The organism is Salmonella sp. WC3 (genome assembly GCF_042932255.1).
Taxonomy (GTDB): Bacteria; Pseudomonadota; Gammaproteobacteria; order Enterobacterales; family Enterobacteriaceae; genus Salmonella; species Salmonella enterica.
In genome coordinates this window covers 4,497,916-4,520,903 of the sequence record NZ_CP170629.1, presented here as the reverse complement: position 1 = coordinate 4,520,903, position 22,988 = coordinate 4,497,916, and the positions used below count along the sequence as shown (strand labels likewise).

Here is a 22,988-nt window from a genome sequence, read left to right as displayed (position 1 = left end):
GTTATTAGCTTACTGTTTTAAACCATCCGTTATACTACCGGCAGAAGATAGCGGGAGTATTTATGAATCAAACCTATGGACGGCTGGTTAGCCGGGCGGCTATCGCGGCAACGGCGATGGCATCAGCGTTACTTTTGATCAAAATTTTTGCGTGGTGGTATACGGGATCGGTGAGTATTCTGGCGGCGTTGGTGGACTCGCTGGTGGATATTGCCGCGTCATTGACGAATTTGTTGGTCGTGCGTTATTCGCTGCAACCCGCAGATGATGAACACACGTTTGGGCACGGTAAAGCGGAGTCGCTGGCGGCGCTGGCGCAAAGTATGTTTATTTCCGGTTCGGCGTTGTTTCTGTTTTTGACCAGTATTCAGAATCTGATTAAGCCGACGCCAATGAACGACCCCGGCGTGGGGATTGGCGTTACCGTCATCGCTCTGATATGCACTATTATACTGGTCACGTTTCAGCGCTGGGTGGTACGCAAGACCCAAAGTCAGGCGGTACGGGCGGATATGCTTCATTATCAGTCTGATGTTATGATGAACGGAGCGATTCTTATCGCGCTTGGGTTATCCTGGTACGGTTGGCATCGTGCGGATGCCCTGTTTGCGTTAGGTATCGGCATCTATATTTTGTATAGCGCGTTACGTATGGGGTATGAGGCGGTGCAGTCATTATTGGATCGCGCGCTGCCCGATGCGGAACGACAGGAAATTATTGATATCGTGACGTCATGGCCGGGAGTCAGCGGCGCGCACGATCTCCGCACGCGGCAGTCAGGGCCGACCCGCTTTATTCAGATTCATTTGGAAATGGAAGATAATCTGCCGCTCGTTCAGGCGCATTTTGTGGCTGACCAGGTAGAGCAGGCGATTTTACGGCGTTTTCCGGGTTCAGATGTCATTATTCATCAGGATCCCTGTTCAGTCGTCCCCAGGGAAGGCAAGAAGTTCGAGCTTGTATAATTGATTGTTAAAAAGTGAGCCAGGCCAGCATTTTGTGTATAAATTACCGCCATTTGGCCTGACCTGAATCAATTCAGCAGGAAGGGATTGTTATACTATCTGTATATTCGTTGGATCGTTTCGAAGTGCGAAATCGGCTTCCGGCAATAGATTTCATTTTGCATTCCAAAGTTCAGAGGTAGTCATGATTAAGAAAATCGGTGTGTTGACAAGCGGCGGTGATGCGCCGGGCATGAACGCGGCAATCCGCGGTGTTGTGCGCGCAGCGTTGACGGAAGGGCTGGAAGTCATGGGCATTTATGACGGCTATCTGGGCCTGTATGAAGATCGTATGGTGCAGCTTGACCGTTACAGCGTATCTGACATGATCAACCGTGGCGGTACTTTCCTCGGTTCCGCCCGTTTCCCGGAATTCCGTGACGAAAATATTCGCGCTGTCGCGATCGAAAACCTGAAAAAACGCGGTATCGATGCGCTGGTAGTTATTGGCGGCGACGGTTCTTATATGGGTGCAAAACGTCTGACTGAAATGGGATTCCCGTGCATCGGTCTGCCAGGCACTATCGATAACGACATCAAAGGCACTGACTACACTATCGGCTACTTCACTGCTCTCGGCACTGTAGTGGAAGCGATTGACCGTCTGCGTGACACCTCCTCTTCTCACCAGCGTATCTCTATCGTTGAGGTGATGGGCCGTTATTGCGGCGACCTGACGTTGGCGGCGGCTATTGCTGGCGGTTGTGAGTTTATCGTGGTGCCGGAAGTTGAATTTAATCGCGAAGATCTGGTGGCGGAAATCAAAGCCGGGATCGCGAAAGGGAAAAAACACGCTATCGTCGCTATTACTGAGCATATGTGCGATGTTGACGAACTGGCGCACTTTATTGAAAAAGAAACGGGCCGTGAAACGCGTGCGACAGTGCTTGGCCACATTCAGCGCGGTGGTTCCCCGGTACCTTACGATCGCATTCTGGCTTCCCGTATGGGCGCGTATGCTATTGACCTGCTGCTGGAAGGCCATGGCGGTCGTTGTGTCGGTATCCAGAACGAGCAGCTTGTTCATCATGACATCATCGATGCGATTGAAAACATGAAGCGTCCGTTCAAAAGCGACTGGATGGAGTGCGCGAAAAAACTGTACTGATTGTTTTTGCGCGCCTGATGGCGCTACGCTTATCAGGCCTACAGGTTGCAGAAACGTGTAGGCCGGATTAGGCGCTAGCCGCCATCCGGCAATCCCTCAGATTTATTCCTCGAAGTTATAGCCAATCCTTTTTTATTCTTTAATGTTTGGATCTCTTTCTGGCACGCTTTGCTCATCACAACACAACATAAGCGAGTCGGGCGATGAAAAAGTGGGGCGTGGGGTTCACATTATTGCTGGCGTCAACCAGCATTCTGGCAAAGGATATTCAGTTACTTAACGTATCGTACGATCCAACGCGTGAGCTGTACGAGCAGTACAACAAAGCGTTTAGCGCGCACTGGAAGCAGGAAACCGGCGACAACGTCGTGATCCGCCAATCGCACGGCGGTTCGGGTAAACAGGCGACTTCCGTCATTAACGGCATTGAAGCCGATGTCGTGACGCTGGCGCTGGCTTACGATGTGGACGCTATTGCTGAACGTGGTCGTATCGATAAAAACTGGATTAAGCGTCTGCCGGATAACTCAGCACCTTACACCTCCACCATCGTTTTCCTGGTCCGCAAAGGCAATCCAAAACAAATTCATGACTGGAACGATCTGATTAAACCGGGCGTGTCCGTTATTACGCCAAACCCGAAAAGCTCTGGCGGTGCCCGCTGGAACTATCTGGCGGCATGGGGCTACGCTCTGCACCACAACAATAACGATCAGGCCAAAGCGCAGGACTTTGTCAAAGCCCTGTTTAAAAACGTTGAAGTGCTGGACTCCGGCGCGCGTGGCTCAACCAATACTTTCGTTGAACGCGGTATCGGTGATGTGCTGATCGCCTGGGAAAACGAAGCGCTACTGGCGACGAACGAACTGGGTAAAGATAAATTCGAGATAGTGACCCCGAGTGAATCTATTCTCGCAGAGCCGACCGTTTCCGTGGTCGACAAAGTGGTGGAAAAGAAAGACACCAAAGCGGTAGCGGAAGCCTATCTCAAGTATCTCTACTCGCCGGAAGGGCAGGAGATAGCAGCGAAAAACTTCTACCGTCCGCGCGATGCTGACGTGGCGAAAAAATACGACGATGCGTTTCCGAAGCTGAAGCTGTTCACCATTGACGAGGTGTTTGGCGGCTGGGCGAAGGCGCAAAAAGATCACTTCGCTAATGGCGGTACGTTCGACCAAATTAGCAAACGCTAAACCGTTTATAAACCCGGTAACGTATTATGTTACCGGGTTTTTTCTTTGCCACAATTTTGCGTTACTCTTCCCCGTCTATGGGTCACAGGGAACGCATATCATGAAAAAAACAGGCTACTTTTTACTGGCGGTGATAGTGATTGTCGCCGCGGCGGGCGTCGGTTACTGGAAATTTTCCGGCAATCCTGATGCATTACGGGAAATCGTGCTTGAACAGTGCCTGCCCGATCAGTTACAGCATCAAAACCCAGCGCCTTGCGCGGAAGTCAAACCTCGCGCCGGCTATGTCGTCTTTAAAGATCGTCACGGTCCATTGCAATATTTATTGATGCCCACCTACCGTATCAACGGTACAGAAAGCCCGCTATTGCTGGAACCCGCTACGCCCAACTTTTTCTGGCTGGCCTGGCAGGCTCGCGGCTATATGAGTAAAAAATACGGGCATGATATTCCGGATAGCGCGGTCTCGCTGGCGATTAATTCGCGGCTTGGTCGTTCACAGGACCATTTGCATATCCATATTTCTTGCATCCGTCCTGACGTTCGGGAGCAACTGGATAACGATCTCACGCGCATCAGCACTCGCTGGCTTCCGCTACCGGGCGACCTGATGGGGCATGAATACCTGGCGCGCCGGGTAACCGAGAGCGAACTGGCGCAGCGTAGTCCGTTTATGATGCTGGCGGAAGAGGTGCCGGAAGCGCGCGATCATATGGGACGCTATGCGCTGGCGGTGGTACGCCAAAGCGACGACTCTTTTGTTCTGCTGGCGACCGAGCGTAACCTGCTGACGCTTAATCGCGCATCGGCGGAAGAGATTCAGGACCATAGTTGCGCCATTTTGTCTTCCCGCTGATTTTCGTTACACCCCCCTGCTCATTATCTTATTGATTCTTATCCCGGTTTAAAACTGGGGTAAGATCGTGTCTATAAAAATATGTGAAACCATCAAAAGATATAAAGGTATACCTTTATATCTTTTGATGGTTCGTTACACTCTCTTCATAGCCTCCATAGATTGTCTGGTGGATGGCTTATATATAAAAACGTTTTTATTTCATGTAGTGACATCATTAATTGTTCACCAGATTTGCGCTGTTAAGCGTAAAGGAATATCAACATGAAACTTTCTATCGTGGAAAAAATCGGCTTCGGCGCGGGAGATATGGCGATAAACGTTGTGATTATCGCCATGCAGCTGCTCCTCGCCTATTTCTATACCGATATCTACGGCCTGAGCGCCGCTGATGTTGGCGTACTGTTTGTGGTTGTGCGGATGATTGATGCCATTATCGATCCGGCCATGGGGGTTCTGACCGATAAACTGAATACGCGCTGGGGGCGTTACCGCCCGTGGCTGCTGTGGTTTGCCATTCCTTTTGGTTTCGCCGTGTATTTGATGTTTATTACGCCTGATATGGCTTATATGGCCAAGCTGGCGTGGGCCTATGGCACCTATATTCTTATGACCCTGGTCTATACCGCGATCACCATTCCCTATATTTCGATGATTGGCGTGATTACCAGCGACCCCGTCGAACGGTTAAGCGCCAACGGTTATCGTTTTGTGATGACCAAGATTGCCGCTTTCCTGGTGACTATCGTCGTACCGATGCTTGCCGTCTGGCTGGGGCAGGGCAACAAGGCGCTGGGTTACCAGTTTTCGATGGGGCTGATGGGGGCGATGGGCGCCTTGCTGTTTATCTTCTGTTTTCTTACCACGCGTGAACGCAGCGAGCCGGAAATTACCTCGTTATCGGTGGGGAAACAGTTTAAGTATCTGTTACGCAACGATCAGTGGATTATTCTCGGCGTTGTTATTCTGCTGCTGATGTGCGGTTATGTTATTCGCGGTTCCGTTGCCGCTTATTACGCTAAGTATTATCTGAACGGCGGAGATAGCCTGATTTCACCCTTCCTGACTACCGGCGTCGTTGCCTCTATTTTAGCGATGATCGCTACCACCTGGATAACCAAGTTCTGGGACAAAATTAAGATGTTCCGCTACACCCAGATTATTACCTTTATCCTGAGCGCGCTGATGTATTTCTCCGTCGGGCGTGAAAATCTTGTCCTCGCCTTTGCGTTCTATTTTCTTATTAATTTCTTCTGCGATATGCAAATGCCGGTGTTCTGGTCCTCTATCGCCGAAGCGGTGGATTACGGAGAAAAGAAAACCGGTCTGCGCGTTTCCGGGTTGGCGTTTGGCGGCATCCTCTTCTTCCAGAAGTTTGGGATGGGGATTGCGGGAGGCGTACTTGGATTCCTGCTGAGCCACTTTGGTTACCAGGCCGATGCTGAACAGACCGCGCGTTCACTCACCGGTATTGCGCTGATGATGACGCTCATTCCTGCTCTGTTCCACCTTGCGGTTGGGCTGCTTATGAAAAAGTATCTGATTAACAACGAATATTATCGTGATATTCAGCTCGCCCTGGCGCAGAAACAGGCATAAGGAGGCGCAAATGAAGGCCATGAATAAGGTTTGGGTTATCGGCGATGCCTCCGTTGATCTGGTGCCGGAAAAACAGAACAGCTATCTGAAATGCCCCGGCGGAGCGTCGGCGAATGTGGGGGTATGCGTTGCCAGGCTGGGCGGAGAGTGCGGTTTTATCGGCTGTCTTGGCGACGATGACGCCGGCCGCTTCCTGCGCCAGGTTTTCGAGGATAACGGCGTTGATGTCTCTTCGCTGCGGCTGGATGCGGACCTGACCAGCGCGGTGCTGATCGTTAACCTGACGGCTGATGGGGAGCGCAGCTTTACCTATCTGGTGCATCCGGGGGCTGATACCTACGTCTCGCCGCAGGACCTGCCGCCGTTCAGGCAGCACGAATGGTTTTACTTCAGCTCAATTGGCCTCACCGACAGGCCCGCTCGCGAGGCGTGCCTTGAGGGAGCGAGAAGAATGCGTGAAGCGGGTGGTTACGTACTGTTTGACGTCAACTTACGCAGCAAGATGTGGCGCAATACCGATGAAATCCCTGAACTGATCGCCCGGTCCGCCGCATTGGCTTCTATCTGCAAAGTCTCGGCAGATGAGCTGTGCCAGCTCAGCGGGGCCAGCCACTGGCAGGATGCGCGTTATTACCTGCGCGATCTGGGCTGCGACACCACCATCATTTCGCTGGGGGCCGATGGCGCTCTGTTGATTACCGCCGAGGGGGAGTTCCATTTCCCCGCACCGCGCGTCGATGTCGTCGATACCACCGGGGCAGGCGATGCTTTTGTCGGCGGCCTGCTGTTCACCCTTTCCCGCGCAAATTGCTGGGATCATGCCCTGCTGGCGGAGGCCATCAGCAATGCCAACGCCTGCGGCGCTATGGCGGTGACGGCAAAAGGCGCAATGACCGCTCTGCCGTTTCCTGAGCAGCTAAACACTTTTCTTTCCAGCCATTCGCTGGCACAAGCCATGACCGTGAAATAAGGAGTCATCATGCACGTTGATCAAAACAAAATACTGGGATGCCTGGTGGGCGCCGCCGCCGCGGACGCGATGGGAGCCGCGACGGAAGTACGCACCCAGCAGCAAATAAAAGACTATTTTGGCGGCTGGGTGACGACCTTTCAAAAACCGCCAGCGGACACGTTTGGCCGCTGCAACGAAGCGGGGATGTGCACGGATGATTTTATTCAGGCGAAGTACATCATGGATGCGCTGCTGCGCCATCAACGCCAGGTTAGCGACGAGGCGATGCGCGAGGCTTTTCAGCAGTGGCTGGATTACCCGTACTACGCCAACTTTACCGGCCCGACGACGCGTGCGGCAATGAAGGCAATATTCAATGATAACCGCGCCTCTTTACAGGGTGAGCTGGAAGGCGAGAAACAGTCGGTACAGATTATTAATAAGGGTAACGCGGAGGCAACGAACGGCGCCGCCATGAAGATTTGGCCAGCGGCGGTGCTGCATCCGGGTGATATTGACGCGGCGATTGCCTGCGCGCTGCAGATTTGCCGCTTTACCCATAATAACGTGCTGGCGATGTCCGGCGCAGCGGCGATGGCGGCGGCAACCAGCGAGGCGTTAAGAGCGCAGACCAATGCAGACAGCATTATTGCCGCCGGTATTTACGGTGCGCAAAGGGGCTATCTGCTGGCGCAGGAGCAAGGGGCGATGATGGTGGCCGGGCCTTCCGTTGCCCGACGCATTGAGCTGGCCGTAGATATCGGTAAACGTCATCGCCATTGGGAAACGGCGATAGTGGATATTGCCGATATTATTGGCTCCGGGCTGCACGTGAGTGAAGCGGTGCCCGCGGCCTTTGGCCTGTTCGCGTGTTGTCCGAATTCTGCGGTAGATGCTATTATCTCCGGCGTTAATATCGGCAATGATACTGATACTGTCGCCACCATGGTTGGGGCGATTTCCGGCGCATTCCATGGCGTGGAGGCTTTTCCCGCCGATTATTTAACGACCTTGGATCGTATGAATCATTTCGATTTGGCAGAACTGGCCAGGCAAATCGCAGGGTAGCGAATTCACCCTGCCGGGGACGGTAAAACGTCCCCTGCTGACGAAGACGTGAGGTGCGCAGCTTGCAGGTTGATAAAACGAGCTTTACTCCGCTTTATAAGCAACTATTTTTTATCATCTGTCAGCAGATCCAAAATGGATCCCTGCCTTTAGGCAGCCAACTGCCGACGCAAAAAGAGATTGCCAGAGCCTACAACGTCTCGCTGATTGTGGTTAAACAGGCCTGGAGCGAATTAATCAATGCGGGCATTATTTCCTCCCAGCGCGGAAGCGGTTCGGTGGTGTGCTCGGTACCGGAAGGCGTGAGCTACGGGCACACGTTTCGCGGTATTACCCGCGATCTCCAGGACGCCAGCGTGGCGATTGAGAACCGTATTCTGGAAATCGCGCCGCGCCGCGCGCGCGACGCTCAGGCAGACGGCTTGAGCCTGCCCGCACAGCATCACTATCTCTATATTTCGCGTATTCGTTGCCTGAATAACCGTCCGTTTAACCATGAAAAGATCTATCTCGATCTTAGCTTCTTTCCCAATCTGCAACTCACACCGCAGGCGCTGGAGCATACGTCGCTTTATTCGTTATTAAACGTCACAAGCGACTCGGCGATAGAAAAAGTTGAGGCGATTTTACCTTCCGCTGACCTGTGCGAAAAATTGCAAATCGCCGCCAATAAACCGCTGTTATCCGTCGCCAGACAGACGTTTCAGGCCGGGAAGGACAGCCCTTTTGAGTATTGCCGCTATTACGTGCTGTCTGAATACTTTGGTGAAATTCATTATCACTGATCTGTCCGCTTAATCTTGCGATAACCCCACTATATCTGGCGTTTACCTGCCTGACTGTCCGTCGTATTCTTGCTGAAAAAATCGTCAGGAGACAGGTATGTCGCTCTGGTTGTCCCATCCTCTGTTCCTTCCTTTCATCATTGATGTATCGCGCTGGCGGTGGTACGCCAAAGCGATGGCTCTTTTGTCCTGCTGGCGACCGAGCGTAATTTACTGATCTTCAATCGCGCTTCTGTCGAGGAAATTCAGGATCATCAGTGTGATATCTTGAACCAACAGGTCATCAAATGACAGCTTGATATTGCATTAACGAATACCGTTTGGAGGCCGGACAAGGCTCTCGTGGCGCTATCCGGCAAAATCTGGCGATGGCGCGGGCGTTACCAGGCCGGTGGATCTGCGGGGTGGCTGTCATTTTCCAGATGGGGCGATTTAATAAACACGCCTTTCCAGGGTTTATCGCCGTTATTAATGAGATAATGCGCCTCCCCAGGTTCGCACTGTAAAACATCTCCAGTTTGCAGGATATGAGGTGTTCCTTCCAGATACAGGCACACTTCACCGCTTAGGGTATAAAAAACCTCACAAGCGGTATTATGGCGATGGTTAGGGAATGACTGCCCTGGTTGTAGTATGACGACGCCCATATCGCAGCCCGGCCCACGGATTAAGTATTTAGGACCATTATCGCCAAAGCGGTATTCATGATTCTTCTCATTCGTTTTTTGCATGCTTATTCTCCTGTTACAGGCCTGGCGCTTTCCAGAGGGATGTCGTTAAGCCACCATCGACCAGCGCGCGTTGATCCTGATAAACGGCCTGCCATTTTTCTCTGGCCTGCTGATAGACAGCGAAATTTTCAGGATTAGGTTTATGCTCCCGATCCCAGCGCACTAGCTTTTCTCCCGTTTCCGCCAGCGATGGCCAGACACCCACGCCAACGCCTGCGGCAATAGCGCACCCTAGCGCGGTAGCTTCTTTGACGACAGGTACGTGAACGGTGAGTCCCGTAACGTCGGCAAGGATTTGGCTCCATAATTTGCCTTTAGATCCTCCGCCGGCAAAAACCAGCGAGTCGGCCTGTACGCCGGAAAACGCGGCAATTTGCTGTAAATTGCAGGCGGAAACAATGGCGGCATTCTCTTCCAGCGCGCGAAATAGGGTCGCTTTATTACACTTTTCAGGATCGATAGACAGATTGATAAACGACGGCGCGGCATGGTACCAGCGTTTAAAACGCATAACGTCAGAGAAGATGGGCATCACACCGTACGCGCCGGGAGGCACCCGGCTGGCCATATCTTCCAGCAGGGAATACGCATCAATACCTAACCTTTCAGCGATTAGTTTTTCCTCGGCGCAAAAGGCGTCGCGGAACCAACGCATCGTTAACCCAGTAAAAAAGCTAATAGACTCGGTTTGTACCATACCGGGGATCACATGAGGATTGATGCGAACGTTCATGTTTGGGTCGGTGACCGGCGCGGGAAGATTGACGACCTGTTGCCAGAAGGTTCCGCCCAGCACGGCCGTTTGCGCCGGGCGTACGACGCCCAGCCCCAGACAGCCTAACTGCACATCGCCGCCGCCAACGATGACCGGCGTACCCGCTTGCAGGTCGCACTGTTCAGCCGCTTTCTGTGAAATGTGACCGAGCAGCGTCCCGGTTTCTTTTACCGGCGAGAGAATGTCAGAACGCAGGCCCGCCATCTGTAACAGGCTACGTTTCCAGTTGCGGGTCACCAGATCCAATAACCCCGTCGTGCCTGCGTTGGAGGGATCGACCGCCAGTTCGCCGCTGAGCATAAAGGCCATCCAGTCGCTGATCATAGTGACGGTTGACGCGCGATGATAAATATCCGGACGATGGTGGGCAAGCCAGAGCAGACGCGGAATAGCGCTGAGCGCCAGCGTTTGCCCGGAGCAACGATAAACTTCCTCCTCAAAGGTGTTATCGTGCAGCTCTTTTAATTCACTGACTTCGTGCGCCGCGCGGGCGTCAACATTAGCGCAGGCCCAAATGGGTTCGCCGTTACTGTCATAAATAACAATGCCTTCACGCATCGAACAGGCCGATATGGCAGCGATAGCCGTTGCAGGGATGGCGGCTTTCTGTAGTGCCTGACGGATACACTGGCAAGCCAGTTGCCAGTTTTTGGCAAGATCAAACTCCATCGAACCAGGCACATCCGGCACGGCCAGATGCTGCCATTCCGCTTGACCGACAGCTATTTGCTTTCCTTGTAGATCAAAAATTACTGCTCTGACGCTACCGGTACCGGCGTCAAGAGCCATCAGGTAATGTCCTGATTCAGTATGGGTACAGAGTCGAGCCATTTTTTTATCCTCGGCTATTTTTACATCGTTACATAAAATCCTGTCAGTTATTGTTTATTGAATTGAGGTAAGTGTTATTTTATTTTTTATTTTTCAATAAGTTGAATTATTTTCCCTGCGGTTTTCTGATCGGTAACCAGCGCATTGATATAGTTACCGCGCATAGCGGCAATAATAGCTTCTGCTTTTTGTTCGCCGCCGGCGACGCCAATCACGGTTGGGATCGTGGAAAGTGAATTTAACTTCAGGCCAATTAATTCGTTATGGATTTTGATGTCTGGAATAATTTCGCCATGAGCATCAAAAAAATAGCCCAGAATATCGCCTACTGCGCCTTTGCGGCCAATCATGAGTTGTTCACCCTGAGTGATATAGCCGGATTTTAAGATACTGGCTTGATCTTTCTGGTTAATTGCCCCAATCCCCACGATGGCGGCATCGGCAGCTTGCGCTGTGAGCATCACATCCCGCACGCTATTTTCATTGCGCAGCGTGCAGGCAATTTCCTGCGATGATGCGCGCAGCGGCGCGGGCATAATACTTACGCTACAAGCGGCATCAAGCTGGCCTATTCCGGTCATATACGGCCCCACGCCGCCGGATAACGTGACCAGGCGGATTTGTTGCGCCGAGATAAATCCGCTGAGGCGTTTTAATGTGGTCATCGTGGCTTCGCCAAAGCCGACGGCCAGCAGTTGCTGTGGCCGCAGTGACTCCATCAACATATGGGCGGCGCCGATTCCTAAGCGCAGACCAATATCGGCATCGGGTAATGCCGGCAGCACGCGGATATTCTGCAATGCGAAGTGGTTACGCAAGGCATTTTCATACTCAAGACACCCTTCGAAACGGGAGTTGATTTGTACGCGAATAATACCGGACTGATGCCCTTTCTCCAGCAGACGAGAAACCTTTAGCCGGGTTAGCCCCAGACGCTCGCTGATTTCACTCTGCGTCAATCCATCGTGATAGTAGAACCAGGCAATACGCGCCACCTGCTCTTCTTCGCACATTCCATAATCAGATACCAACGTATTATCGCTCATTGTCATAACCTGGCTTTACTTTGAACATTTCTAAATCATTAACACAATTGTTCAGTTATCACTCCGAAATAACCGTGATTAACGCCACAAAAACGCGCCAAGTCTGAACATTTATCATCTAAAAATTCATTTATTCAGAAAACGTGATCTGGATGAGAGTTTTTTGACCAAATAACTACTACCGTTTTGAACAATTTCTTTTTCAAAAAACATTTGTTCAGTCCCGTCAGTCAACATTGAGGGAGCGGAGGCAACATGCAAATCAGTCACAATACTGCATCCCCTCTGATTTGTGTGCAGAACATTTATAAAAGTTATTCCGGCGTCGAAGTACTAAAGGGAATTGACTTTACTCTGCATGCGGGAGAGGTGCACGCATTGCTTGGCGGCAATGGTGCGGGTAAATCAACATTAATGAAGATTATTGCCGGTATAGTCCCGCCAGATGGAGGGACTATCGATATTGCTGGTGTGCGTTGCAGTCATTTAACGCCTCTGAAGGCGCACCAGTATGGCATTTACCTGGTTCCCCAGGAGCCTCTGTTATTTCCGAGTTTATCTGTGCGGGAAAATATCTTGTTTGGCTTGCAGGGACGTCAGGCCTCCACGGAAAAAATGCAGCAGCTATTAAAGGCGATGGGATGCCAACTCGATCCGGCGAGCGCTGCGGGTACGCTTGATGTTGCAGACCGCCAGATCGTTGAAATTATGCGCGGCTTGATGCGCGACTCGCGAATCTTAATTCTTGATGAGCCCACGGCGTCGTTAACGCCAGCCGAAACTGATCGGTTATTTACGCGTCTGCAAGAGTTGCTGAAAAAGGGTGTCGGAATTGTATTTATTTCTCATAAGCTACCAGAAATTAGACAGTTAGCTCACTGCGTTAGCGTGATGCGTGACGGTAAAATCGCATTATTCGGAAAAACGCATGACCTTTCTACCGACGAGATTATTCAAGCTATCACCCCGGCAACGCAGGGCGTCAGTCTTTCCGCGAATCAAAAGTTGTGGCTGGAATTGCCTGGCAGCCGCCCGCAGAACGAACGTGGTGCGACGGTATTAGCGCTGGAGTCACTGACGGGCGAAGGTTTTATGAATATCAACCTTGAGGTGCGGGCAGGCGAAATCCTTGGTCTGGCCGGGTTGGTCGGCGCGGGACGCACAGAACTGGCTGAAACGCTGTACGGTATTAGACCGGTCAATGCGGGGCGGATGCTGTTCAATGGTGAAGAAATTAACGCCCTGACAACCCAACAGCGGTTGCAACTCGGCCTGGTCTATTTGCCGGAAGATCGGCAGTCATCCGGGCTGTATCTTGATGCTTCCCTGACATGGAATGTCTGTTCGCTGACCCACAACCAAAAAGGATTTTGGATAAAGCCCCAGCGGGATAACGCCACCCTTGAACGTTACCACCGCGCGTTAAATATCAAACTCAATAATGCCGAACAGGCGGCGCGTACTTTATCCGGCGGTAACCAGCAAAAAGTATTGATTGCCAAATGCCTGGAGGCCTCTCCGCAATTACTGATTGTCGATGAACCGACCCGCGGTGTCGATGTCTCCGCCCGCAGCGATATTTATCAGCTGTTGCGCAGTATCGCGCAACAAAATGTCGCGGTGCTGTTTATTTCCTCCGATCTGGAAGAGATAGAGCAGATGGCCGATCGCGTATATGTCATGCACCAGGGGGAACTGGGGGGGCCTGCGTTATGCGGCGAGGAAATTAACGTTGATACCATCATGCACGTTGCGTTTGGCGAACATGGTGCGTCGGAGGCAACATGTTGAAATTCATCCAAAATAACCGGGAAGCGACGGCACTGCTGGCAATAGTCTGTTTATTCGTGTTTCCTGGCGCGCTGGATAGCCAGTATTTGAGCGTGCAAACGCTGACAATGGTTTTCAGTAGCGCGCAAATTTTGATGCTGTTGGCGATTGGCGCGACGATGGTAATGCTCACCCGCAATATTGATGTATCGGTGGGCTCGACGACAGGAATGTGCGCGGTATTGCTGGGAGTGATGTTAAACGCCGGCTATAGCCTGCCGGTCGCCTGCCTGGCCACACTAATATTAGGAATTGTCGCCGGATTTTTTAATGGCGTACTGGTTGCCTGGTTGAAGATACCCGCCATTGTCGCCACGCTGGGAACGCTGGGCTTGTATCGTGGGATCATGCTGCTATGGACAGGGGGAAAATGGATTGAAGGATTACCCGCAGGCTTAAAGCAACTCTCTGCTCCGGTGTTTCTGGGAATTTCCGCAATCGGCTGGTTTACCCTGGTGTTAGCGCTGCTTATGGCCTGGCTCCTGGCGAAAACCGCCTTTGGCCGCAATTTTTACGCCACCGGCGATAACCTGCAGGGCGCCCGGCAATTGGGTGTCCGTACCGAGATGGTACGCATCATGGCATTTTCACTTAATGGCGGTATGGCGGCATTGGCTGGAATCGTGTTTGCCTCGCAGATTGGCTTCATTCCCAATCAAACCGGCACGGGGCTGGAAATGAAAGCCATCGCGGCCTGCGTATTGGGGGGAATTAGCCTGTTAGGCGGGTCAGGCACGGTCATCGGCGCTATTCTCGGCGCTTATTTTCTTACGCAAATCGATAGTGTGTTAGTGCTGCTGCGCATCCCCGCCTGGTGGAACGATTTTATTGCTGGCCTGGTATTGTTGGGCGTACTGGTATTCGATGGGCGGCTGCGTTGCGCATTACAACGCAATCTGCGCCGCCAGAAATATGCCCGTTTTATATCACCACCCACTCCACTACAGGCGGAAGCAAAAACGCACGCACAACAGAATAAAAACAAAGAGGTGGCATGATGAATCCATGGCGACGCTATAGCTGGGAAATTGCGCTGGCAGCCTTATTGATCTTTGAAATTCTGGCTTTCGGTGTGATTAATCCACGTTTATTAGATATTAATGTCTTACTTTTTAGCACTAGCGATTTTATTTGTATCGGTATTGTCGCTTTGCCGCTAACAATGGTTATTGTCAGCGGTGGTATGGATATTTCATTTGGTTCTACAATCGGGCTATGCGCGATTACCCTGGGTGTGCTGTTTCAGCTCGGTATGCCGCTACCTTTAGCGATTATTATTACCCTACTACTTGGCGCAATATGTGGGCTGATAAATGCCGGACTTATTATTTATACCGGCGTAAACCCGTTGGTGATTACCCTGGGAACCATGTATTTATTTGGTGGTAGCGCATTATTGTTATCTGGTATGGCTGGCGCCACAGGTTATGAAGGTATTGGTGGATTTCCCACAGCGTTCACTGACTTTGCCAATATTTCATTTCTTGGTATTCCTATGCCGCTTATTTTTTTTCTTGTGTGCTGTTTGTTTTTCTGGCTGCTCATGCATCGCACGCATATGGGACGCAACGTTTTCCTGATTGGCCAGAGCGCCCGTGTCGCGCAGTACAGCGCGATCCCGGTGAATCGCACGTTGTATACCGTGTATGCCATGACCGGATGCGCCTCCGCTATCGCCGCCGTATTACTGGTTTCTTACTTTGGCTCCGCACGTTCGGATTTGGGCGCCTCTTTCCTGATGCCGGCCATTACGGCGGTTGTGCTGGGAGGCGCCAATATTTATGGCGGCTCCGGGTCGATTATGGGGTCCGCGTTGGCGGCGCTGCTGGTGGGATTTTTACAGCAGGGGCTACAGATGGCCGGAGTGCCGAATCAAATTTCCAGCGCATTGTCCGGTGCGCTTCTCATTGTTGTTGTCGTTGGTCGTTCCGTCAGTTTGCATCGTCACCAAATCCTTGAATGGTGCTCACGCCGTCGCAATGCGCATCAGGCATGATTTCCTTTTGAAATTTATGGAGAAAAAAATGGCAAGACACAGCATTAAAATGATCGCCTTACTCACTGCGTTTGGTCTGGCATCTGCGGCAATGACCGTGCAGGCGGCAGAGCGGATTGCTTTTATTCCCAAACTGGTTGGCGTGGGCTTTTTTACCAGCGGCGGCAATGGCGCGCAGGAAGCGGGAAAAGCGCTGGGCATTGACGTAACTTACGATGGCCCTACAGAGCCCAGCGTCTCAGGCTAGGTTCAACTGGTGAATAACTTTGTCAATCAGGGGTATGACGCCATTATCGTTTCTGCCGTTTCGCCTGACGGCCTGTGCCCGGCGTTGAAGCGGGCAATGCAAAGAGGCGTGAAAATATTAACCTGGGATTCCGATACCAAGCCGGAGTGCCGTTCTTACTATATTAATCAAGGGACGCCAAAACAGCTCGGCAGCATGCTGGTAGAGATGGCCGCTCATCAGGTGGACAAAGAGAAAGCGAAAGTCGCTTTCTTCTATTCCAGCCCAACGGTGACCGACCAGAACCAGTGGGTAAAAGAAGCTAAAGCCAAAATTAGCCAGGAACATCCGGGGTGGGAGATAGTCACTACCCAGTTTGGCTATAACGATGCCACGAAATCGCTCCAGACGGCGGAAGGTATCATCAAAGCGTATCCCGATCTGGATGCCATCATCGCGCCTGACGCTAACGCTTTACCTGCTGCGGCACAGGCGGCGGAGAACCTTAAACGCAATAATCTCGCGATTGTTGGTTTTAGTACGCCGAATGTAATGCGCCCTTATGTTCAGCGCGGCACTGTTAAAGAGTTTGGCCTGTGGGATGTCGTCCAACAGGGAAAAATTTCCGTATATGTCGCCAATGCGTTGCTGAAAAATATGCCAATGAATGTCGGTGATTCACTGGATATTCCCGGCATCGGCAAAGTCACCGTTTCACCTAATAGTGAGCAGGGATATCACTATGAGGCAAAAGGTAACGGCATTGTGTTATTGCCGGAGCGTGTCATTTTCAACAAAGACAATATCGACAAATATGATTTCTGATAACTGTTATGTATCGACGGAGTAAAGAATGGCTGATTTAGATGATATTAAAGATGGCAAAGATTTTCACACCGATAAACCACAAACTAACACTTTGTTCGCATTAAAAGGCTGTGGCGCGCTGGATTGGGGAATGCAGTCCAGACTGGCGAGGATTTTTAATCCCAAGACCAGAAAAACGGTCATGCTGGCCTTTGACCATGGATATTTCCAGGGGCCGACAACCGGACTTGAGCGTATTGATATCAATATTGCGCCGCTCTTTGAATATGCTGATGTCTTAATGTGTACTCGCGGCATATTACGCAGTGTGGTACCTCCGGCAATCAATAAACCAGTCGTTTTACGTGCGTCCGGGGCGAATTCTATTCTCACTGAATTAAGCAATGAGGCGGTTGCGGTGGCGATGGATGACGCTGTGCGGTTGAATAGCTGTGCTGCTGCCGCACAGGTTTATATTGGTAGTGAGCATGAACATCAGTCGATTAAAAATATTATTCAACTGATTGATGCCGGGTTACGCGTCGGGATGCCAATAATGGCAGTGACCGGGGTGGGTAAAGATATGGCTCGCGACCAGCGTTATTTTTCACTGGCAACGCGTATCGCTGCGGAAATGGGGGCGCAAATTATCAAAACGTATTATGTCGATAAAGGTTTTGAGCGTATTGCGGCAGGTTGTCCGGTGCCGATTGTCATCGCCGGCGGTAAAAAACTGCCTGAACGTGAAGCATTGGAAATGTGCTATCAGGCGATTGACCAGGGGGCTTCTGGCGTAGATATGGGGCGTAATATATTCCAGTCAGAAGATCCGGTAGCCATGATTAAAGCGGTACATGCTGTCGTTCATCATAACGAAACAGCAGAGCGTGCTTATGAGCTGTTTTTGAGTGAGAAAGGTTAAATGAGATCGCTTCCCCATCTTTTACCGATGCGAGGAGATGGGGATGACTGTTATTTTATTTGGAATAATCAGAGGGTTAATGATGCACGTTACGCTGGTTGAAATTAACGTTCATGATGACAAGGTTGAACAATTTATCGATGTTTTTCGGCAGAATCATCTGGGCTCAATTAAAGAGCTGGGTAACTTGCGTTTTGATGTTCTGCAGGATCCGCAGGTGCCTACGCGATTTTATATTTATGAAGCCTACGTTGATGAACAGGCCGTCGCTTTTCACAAGACAACGCCACACTATAAAACTTGCGTGGAGCAGCTTGAACCGTTGATGACCGGTCCGCGGACAAAAAAAGTTTTTATGGGTTTGATGCCTTAAGGAGTGCTCATGAACAGCCAGTTTGCCGGATTAACGCGCGAAGCATGTGTGGCATTGTTAGCGTCATATCCGCTTAGTGTGGGTATTCTGGCAGGGCAGTGGATTGCGTTGCATCGCTATCTGCAACAGTTGGAAGCGTTAAACCAGCCGCTGTTGCATTTGGATTTGATGGATGGTCAATTTTGCCCGCAGTTTACCGTTGGGCCATGGGCAGTTGGGCAACTGCCGCAAACCTTTATCAAAGATGTTCATTTGATGGTAGCGGATCAATGGACGGCGGCGCAAGCCTGCGTGAAGGCGGGCGCACACTGCATCACGCTTCAGGCTGAAGGCGATATTCATCTGCATCATACGCTAAGCTGGCTTGGTCAGCAGACCGTGCCCGTTATCGGCGGTGAAATGCCGGTGATTCGGGGGATTAGTTTATGCCCGGCAACGCCTCTGGATGTCATTATCCCTATTCTGAGCGACGTTGAGGTTATTCAACTACTGGCAGTGAACCCTGGATACGGCAGTAAAATGCGCTCCAGTGATTTGCATGAGCGCGTGGCACAGCTTCTCTGTCTACTTGGTGATAAACGCGAAGGTAAAATTATCGTTATTGATGGGTCGTTAACGCAGGATCAATTGCCTTCGTTGATTGCACAGGGCATCGATCGTGTTGTTTCTGGTAGTGCGTTATTTCGTGATGATCGGCTGGTTGAGAATACGCGGAGCTGGAGGGCGATGTTTAAGGTTGCCGGGGATACTACTTTCTTACCCTCCACAGCATAAATGCCGGATGGCGGCTTTACCTTATCAGGCCTACATAAGCACTTGGCTGGTAGGCCTGATAAGCGCAGCGCCATCAGACATTGATTGGCAATTAAGCTTGCTTAGCCGCTTCTGCTGCTTTCACGATCACCGCGAAGGCGTCAGCTTTCAGAGAAGCGCCGCCTACCAGTGCGCCGTCGATGTCCGGCTGCGCGAACAGTTCGGCTGCGTTGGAGGCATTAACAGAACCGCCGTACTGGATAATGACCTGTTCAGCGATTTTTGCGTCAGCTTTAGCAATGTGGTCACGGATGAATTTGTGAACTGCCTGCGCCTGCGCAGGAGTTGCAGATTTACCGGTACCGATCGCCCATACGGGTTCGTAAGCGATAACCGCGCCTTCAAAGGCTGCCGCGCCCTGCGTTTTCAGTACCGCGTCGATCTGGCGTGCGCACACTTCTTCTGTTTTGCCCGCTTCGTTTTCCGCTTCGGTTTCACCGATGCACAGTACCGGCGTCAGACCTTGTTCTTTCAGTACGGCGAATTTTTTGGCGATCAGCTCGTCAGATTCTTTGTGATAAGTACGACGCTCGGAGTGGCCGATAATAATGTACTGCGCGCCGATATCTTTCAGCATTTCAGCCGAAGTTTCACCGGTGAATGCGCCAGACAGATTCAGATCAACGTTCTGCGCGCCCAGCATGATGTGGCTGCCGGCAGCAGCGCGTTTCGCCAGATCGATATACATTTCCGGCGGAGCGATTGCCACGTCGCAGCCTGCTACGCCCGCCAGTTCTTTACGCAGGTTAGCCACCAGTTCGTTTACCATGTGGCGGCTGCCGTTCAGTTTCCAGTTACCCATCACTAAAGGATGTCGCATTTCATTTCTCCACGCTTAGTCAGCGAATTAAGGAAGATGGCCGCTCGTCAGAGCAGCATGGTCTGTGAAACAGTATAGAGATTCATCCCCGGAAAGGCTTTGCTTTTTGTCATCAATTCGCCCCTTCCAGATTTTCAGATAACGCCAGCTTAATCGGTTCAACCGCGAAGGTCAGCCCCTTTTCGCCGTTATCTGCGACAACATAACGTACCGCGCCTTCGGTCTCGGCGTAATAGTGTTTACCTTTACCGGCGATAAGCATCTTTTGCAGTTTTTTCTGGCTTTGCTCTTTTGTCAGCAACGGGGCGACAGTGCGAATAATGGCGGCCATATATTCCAGCGCTTTCGCTTTCGCCGCTTTCTGTTCCGGCCCCTGAATGGGCAGCCAGGTAATCTGCATACTTTTCACTTTGAGCGTACCGCGCTCCAGCGCCGTGGAGGCATACAGATTTTCGTTAATCTTACTGGCGGCGCGGGTCAGATTCGCCTTATCGCGGCTATTCTCAATGGCGCGAAATTCATTGAGCGGCAGATCGGGATTCTGGCGGTTAAAGTTCTCACGAAACTGGCTAATAGAAAGATCAAAGGTTGGCGAGCCCGCCAGCAGATAGGGCGCTGTCGTGGTCGATGAAGAGAGCTGCGCGTGCGCCGTTATGCTGGCGGTGAGAGCAGAAAACAACAGTAAAAACAGAGTACATCCTGGCTTCATCAATCTTACCTTTCGTTAGGACTGCTCACGATTAAAACGATAACTGTCGGGCTTGTCAAAAGGGTAAACTGTAGCGGAAGGCAAAATATAAGGAACTTACATGACCATACAGCAATGGTTATTCTCATTTAAAGGGCGTATCGGACGCCGTGACTTCTGGATTTGGATCGGCCTCTGGTTTGCCGGGATGCTGGCGCTATTTTCGCTGGCGGGGAAAAACCTGCTTGATATCCAAACGGCGGCATTTTGCCTGGTGTGTCTGCTGTGGCCGACCGCCGCCGTCATGGTCAAACGTCTGCATGACCGGGGACGTTCCGGCGCGTGGGCGTTGCTAATGATTCTGGCGTGGATGCTGCTGGCCGGAAACTGGGTGATGCTGCCGGGGATGTGGCAGTGGGTCGTCGGGCGATTTATTCCGACGCTGATCCTGGTGATGATGCTTATCGATCTGGGCGCGTTTGTCGGTGTTCAGGGGGAAAATAAGTTTGGGAAAGCGACACAGGACGTGAAGTTTAAGGCAGAGCTGTAACGGGCGGTAAACCGTAATTTGCCCGGTGGCGCTGACGCTTACCGGGCCCACAGATTGGTGATGATTTGCAGGCCGGATAAGCCCCAGCCGCCATTCGGTAAAACATCACCAGTAATGTTCAGCCGTCATCTGCCCCGGTCGGCGGCGCAGATGTTTAGTCATCTGTCTGGTCTCTTTCAGCAGTTGCTGCGTATCGCGCACCATCTGCGGGTTCCCGCACAGCATGACGTGGCTGGTCTCTTTATCCATCGGCAATCCAACGGCTTTTTCCAGCTCGCCGTTTTCAATGAGCGCAGGCACGCGCCCGGTAAGCGAGCCTGGCACGCTCTCCCGGCTGACCACCGTTTGGATGCGCAGCTTGCCTTCATAACGCTGTTGCAGTTCCAGCATTAGCGGCAGATAGCTTAAATCGGCGGCGAAGCGTGCGGCGTGGACCAAGACCAGATTTTTAAAGCGCGCGACATCCTGGCCATATTGCAGAATAGACAAATACGGGCCAATAGCGGTTCCGGTTGCCAGCATCCATAGCGTCTCGCAGTCAGGCACTTCATCCAGTACAAAGAAACCCGACGCGTCGCTGACCACTTGCACCTCATCGCCAGGTTTTAGCGCCGCCAGCCGCGGGCTGAGCTTTCCTTGCGGCACCGTCACCAGATAAAACTCTAAATTCGGATTGTCAGGCGCATTGACATAGGAATACGCGCGCTGAACGCGCTCGCCATCGATCTCCAGTCCGAGTTTGGTAAATTGGCCTGCAGTAAAAGGATTAATGGGGGCGTGAACGGTCAGGCTGAACAGTGCGTCAGTCCAGTTTTGCACCTTAGTGACTTTACCTGTTACCCAATCGGCCATGGTTTTCTCCTGTTCTGAATCGCTAACCTTATCTTCGTTCGTCAGGAGAAAGATTTCCAGCCCCGCGAGGCTGGAAGGCTCTAACTAACAAATGCGCTAGAGAATATGCGCCTGCACATCCGGATCTTTACGATCAAGATAGTGGATCGACTGAATGCGGCGGATGGTGCGTGATTTGCCGCGGATCAGCAGCGTTTCCGTCGTGGCGATATGGCCTTTTCGGCTAATTCCTTCCAGCAGATCGCCTTTCGTGATGCCGGTCGCGGAGAAAATAACGTTATCGCTACGCGCCATGTCGCCCAGGCATAACGCCTTGCCCGCTTCAATGCCCATTGCTTTGCAGCGCGCCAGTTCCTGTTCGCCAATGCGGCGGTTTTCTTCGCTGTCGCCTTTCACATCATGGCGCGCCAGCAGACGACCCTGCATATCGCCGTCCAGCGCGCGGATCACCGCTGCGGATACCACGCCTTCTGGCGCGCCGCCAATCCCGTACAGCACGTCGACTTCGCTATCCGGCATACAGGTCAGAATTGAGGCCGCGACGTCGCCGTCAGGAATGGCAAACACGCGTACGCCCAGTTTGGCCATCTCTGCGATGACCTCGTCATGACGCGGTTTTGCCAGAATGGTCACGGTCAGATCGCCAAGCGGTTTACCCAGCGCATCCGCGATGTTGTGCAAATTATCCGCCAGCGGCAGATTGAGATCGATCGCCCCTTTGGCACCCGGACCGACAATCAGTTTTTCCATATACATATCGGGCGCATTCAGGAAACAGCCTTTATCGCCGACCGCCAGCACCGCCAGCGCGTTCGCCTGACCCATCGCCGTCATGCGCGTGCCCTCAATCGGATCGACGGCGATATCTACCGCATCGCCGTGGCCGGTACCGACTTTCTCGCCGATATAGAGCATCGGGGCTTCGTCGATTTCGCCTTCGCCAATCACGATGGTGCCGTCAATGTTGACCTGGTTGAGCATGATACGCATGGCGTTGACCGCCGCGCCGTCCGCGGTATTTTTATCGCCGCGTCCCAGCCATTTGTAGCCAGCCAGCGCCGCCGCTTCGGTCACACGGGAAAATTCGATGGCAAGTTCTCGTCTCATAACAAACTCGTAGCAAAAAGGAGTGGCGCGCAGTGTAGCACAGGGGAAGGAGGGAA

At 51.9% G+C, this 22,988-nt stretch carries 22 protein-coding genes and 2 pseudogenes; 17 read left to right on the top strand and 7 right to left on the bottom strand.

The genetic code is table 11. The features are described from left to right. Nucleotides 1–62: 62 nt before the first annotated feature. The 9 genes and pseudogenes from fieF to ACFK9X_RS22025 form a co-directional block, all read left to right on the top strand. Complete coding sequence (fieF, locus tag ACFK9X_RS22065; protein WP_023193407.1) at nt 63–965, top strand: CDF family cation-efflux transporter FieF; 903 nt, start codon at nt 63–65, stop codon at nt 963–965. A gap of 184 nt (nt 966–1,149) precedes the next feature. Next, nucleotides 1,150–2,112 (top strand): 6-phosphofructokinase, encoded by a 963-nt coding sequence (pfkA, locus tag ACFK9X_RS22060; protein WP_000591793.1) that lies wholly within the window; start codon nt 1,150–1,152, stop codon nt 2,110–2,112. Between the two features lie 203 nt (nt 2,113–2,315). After that, the gene (locus tag ACFK9X_RS22055; RefSeq protein ID WP_000758711.1) at nt 2,316–3,305 is read left to right on the top strand and encodes a sulfate ABC transporter substrate-binding protein; all 990 of its coding nucleotides are present in this window, start codon (nt 2,316–2,318) and stop codon (nt 3,303–3,305) included. Nucleotides 3,306–3,405: 100 nt separating this feature from the next. After that, nucleotides 3,406–4,161 carry a CDP-diacylglycerol diphosphatase gene (locus tag ACFK9X_RS22050; protein WP_000750755.1) on the top strand — a complete coding sequence of 252 codons (756 nt, stop codon included), beginning with the start codon at nt 3,406–3,408 and terminating at the stop codon, nt 4,159–4,161. A gap of 264 nt (nt 4,162–4,425) precedes the next feature. Continuing rightward, the gene (locus tag ACFK9X_RS22045; RefSeq protein ID WP_000777318.1) at nt 4,426–5,760 is read left to right on the top strand and encodes an MFS transporter; all 1,335 of its coding nucleotides are present in this window, start codon (nt 4,426–4,428) and stop codon (nt 5,758–5,760) included. 10 nt (nt 5,761–5,770) lie between these two features. Next, nucleotides 5,771–6,730, top strand: coding sequence for an aminoimidazole riboside kinase (locus ACFK9X_RS22040; protein ID WP_151117714.1), 960 nt, complete (start codon nt 5,771–5,773; stop codon nt 6,728–6,730). A gap of 9 nt (nt 6,731–6,739) precedes the next feature. Beyond that, nucleotides 6,740–7,780 (top strand): ADP-ribosylglycohydrolase family protein, encoded by a 1,041-nt coding sequence (locus ACFK9X_RS22035; protein ID WP_023238473.1) that lies wholly within the window; start codon nt 6,740–6,742, stop codon nt 7,778–7,780. 62 nt (nt 7,781–7,842) lie between these two features. Further along, complete coding sequence (locus ACFK9X_RS22030) at nt 7,843–8,565, top strand: GntR family transcriptional regulator (protein WP_151117712.1); 723 nt, start codon at nt 7,843–7,845, stop codon at nt 8,563–8,565. 150 nt (nt 8,566–8,715) lie between these two features. Next, nucleotides 8,716–8,856: pseudogene (locus ACFK9X_RS22025) on the top strand (CDP-diacylglycerol diphosphatase); the annotation flags it as partial. 89 nt (nt 8,857–8,945) lie between these two features. Here the strand turns inward: ACFK9X_RS22025 and ACFK9X_RS22020 are convergent. The 3 genes from ACFK9X_RS22020 to lsrR all read right to left on the bottom strand — a co-directional run bounded on the left by ACFK9X_RS22020 (nt 8,946) and on the right by lsrR (nt 11,948). Beyond that, nucleotides 8,946–9,296 carry a cupin domain-containing protein gene (locus ACFK9X_RS22020; RefSeq protein ID WP_001173083.1) on the bottom strand — a complete coding sequence of 117 codons (351 nt, stop codon included), beginning with the start codon at nt 9,294–9,296 and terminating at the stop codon, nt 8,946–8,948. A 13-nt stretch (nt 9,297–9,309) separates the two neighbouring features. Continuing rightward, on the bottom strand, nt 9,310–10,902 hold the full coding sequence (gene lsrK, locus ACFK9X_RS22015) for an autoinducer-2 kinase (RefSeq protein WP_151117707.1): 1,593 nt from the start codon (nt 10,900–10,902) through the stop codon (nt 9,310–9,312). A gap of 86 nt (nt 10,903–10,988) precedes the next feature. Continuing rightward, nucleotides 10,989–11,948, bottom strand: coding sequence for a transcriptional regulator LsrR (gene lsrR / locus ACFK9X_RS22010; protein ID WP_001283049.1), 960 nt, complete (start codon nt 11,946–11,948; stop codon nt 10,989–10,991). A 255-nt stretch (nt 11,949–12,203) separates the two neighbouring features. Here lsrR and lsrA point away from each other — a divergent pair, with 255 nt between their 5' ends. The 7 genes and pseudogenes from lsrA (at nt 12,204) to ACFK9X_RS21975 (ending at nt 18,876) form a co-directional block, all read left to right on the top strand. Next, entirely contained in the window at nt 12,204–13,739 is a 1,536-nt protein-coding gene (gene lsrA, locus ACFK9X_RS22005) for an autoinducer 2 ABC transporter ATP-binding protein LsrA (protein WP_151117705.1), read from the top strand. Then, entirely contained in the window at nt 13,733–14,776 is a 1,044-nt protein-coding gene (gene lsrC / locus ACFK9X_RS22000) for an autoinducer 2 ABC transporter permease LsrC (protein WP_000911133.1), read from the top strand. Before lsrA ends, lsrC begins: the two co-directional genes overlap by 7 nt. Then, entirely contained in the window at nt 14,773–15,774 is a 1,002-nt protein-coding gene (gene lsrD / locus ACFK9X_RS21995; RefSeq protein ID WP_151117703.1) for an autoinducer 2 ABC transporter permease LsrD, read from the top strand. The genes lsrC and lsrD overlap by 4 nt, the downstream gene beginning before the upstream one ends. 28 nt (nt 15,775–15,802) lie before the next feature. Continuing rightward, nucleotides 15,803–16,825, top strand: a pseudogene (gene lsrB, locus ACFK9X_RS21990) (autoinducer 2 ABC transporter substrate-binding protein LsrB). A 28-nt stretch (nt 16,826–16,853) separates the two neighbouring features. Continuing rightward, nucleotides 16,854–17,729, top strand: a complete 876-nt coding sequence (gene lsrF / locus ACFK9X_RS21985; protein ID WP_000774146.1) for a 3-hydroxy-5-phosphonooxypentane-2,4-dione thiolase — start codon at nt 16,854–16,856, stop codon at nt 17,727–17,729. Between the two features lie 82 nt (nt 17,730–17,811). Beyond that, nucleotides 17,812–18,102 carry a (4S)-4-hydroxy-5-phosphonooxypentane-2,3-dione isomerase gene (gene lsrG, locus ACFK9X_RS21980; protein ID WP_151117976.1) on the top strand — a complete coding sequence of 97 codons (291 nt, stop codon included), beginning with the start codon at nt 17,812–17,814 and terminating at the stop codon, nt 18,100–18,102. A gap of 9 nt (nt 18,103–18,111) precedes the next feature. Continuing rightward, nucleotides 18,112–18,876 (top strand): epimerase, encoded by a 765-nt coding sequence (locus tag ACFK9X_RS21975; RefSeq protein WP_001088049.1) that lies wholly within the window; start codon nt 18,112–18,114, stop codon nt 18,874–18,876. A 91-nt stretch (nt 18,877–18,967) separates the two neighbouring features. Here the strand turns inward: ACFK9X_RS21975 and tpiA are convergent, their stop codons facing one another. Further along, nucleotides 18,968–19,735: a triose-phosphate isomerase gene (gene tpiA / locus ACFK9X_RS21970; RefSeq protein ID WP_001216335.1), complete on the bottom strand. Its 768-nt coding sequence runs from the start codon at nt 19,733–19,735 to the stop codon at nt 18,968–18,970. A gap of 112 nt (nt 19,736–19,847) precedes the next feature. Beyond that, nucleotides 19,848–20,444, bottom strand: coding sequence for a YiiQ family protein (locus tag ACFK9X_RS21965; protein WP_000802241.1), 597 nt, complete (start codon nt 20,442–20,444; stop codon nt 19,848–19,850). Between the two features lie 100 nt (nt 20,445–20,544). On the opposite strand from ACFK9X_RS21965, the gene ACFK9X_RS21960 reads away from it, so the two are divergent. Further along, on the top strand, nt 20,545–20,973 hold the full coding sequence (locus ACFK9X_RS21960) for a DUF805 domain-containing protein (protein WP_000155236.1): 429 nt from the start codon (nt 20,545–20,547) through the stop codon (nt 20,971–20,973). 105 nt (nt 20,974–21,078) lie between these two features. On the opposite strand, the gene fpr is transcribed toward ACFK9X_RS21960, so the two are convergent. Together fpr and glpX are read right to left on the bottom strand one after the other, a co-directional pair. Further along, the gene (fpr, locus tag ACFK9X_RS21955; RefSeq protein ID WP_000796304.1) at nt 21,079–21,825 is read right to left on the bottom strand and encodes a ferredoxin--NADP(+) reductase; all 747 of its coding nucleotides are present in this window, start codon (nt 21,823–21,825) and stop codon (nt 21,079–21,081) included. 96 nt (nt 21,826–21,921) lie between these two features. Beyond that, nucleotides 21,922–22,932, bottom strand: coding sequence for a class II fructose-bisphosphatase (gene glpX / locus ACFK9X_RS21950; RefSeq protein ID WP_001250617.1), 1,011 nt, complete (start codon nt 22,930–22,932; stop codon nt 21,922–21,924). Between the last annotated feature and the right edge of the window lie 56 nt (nt 22,933–22,988).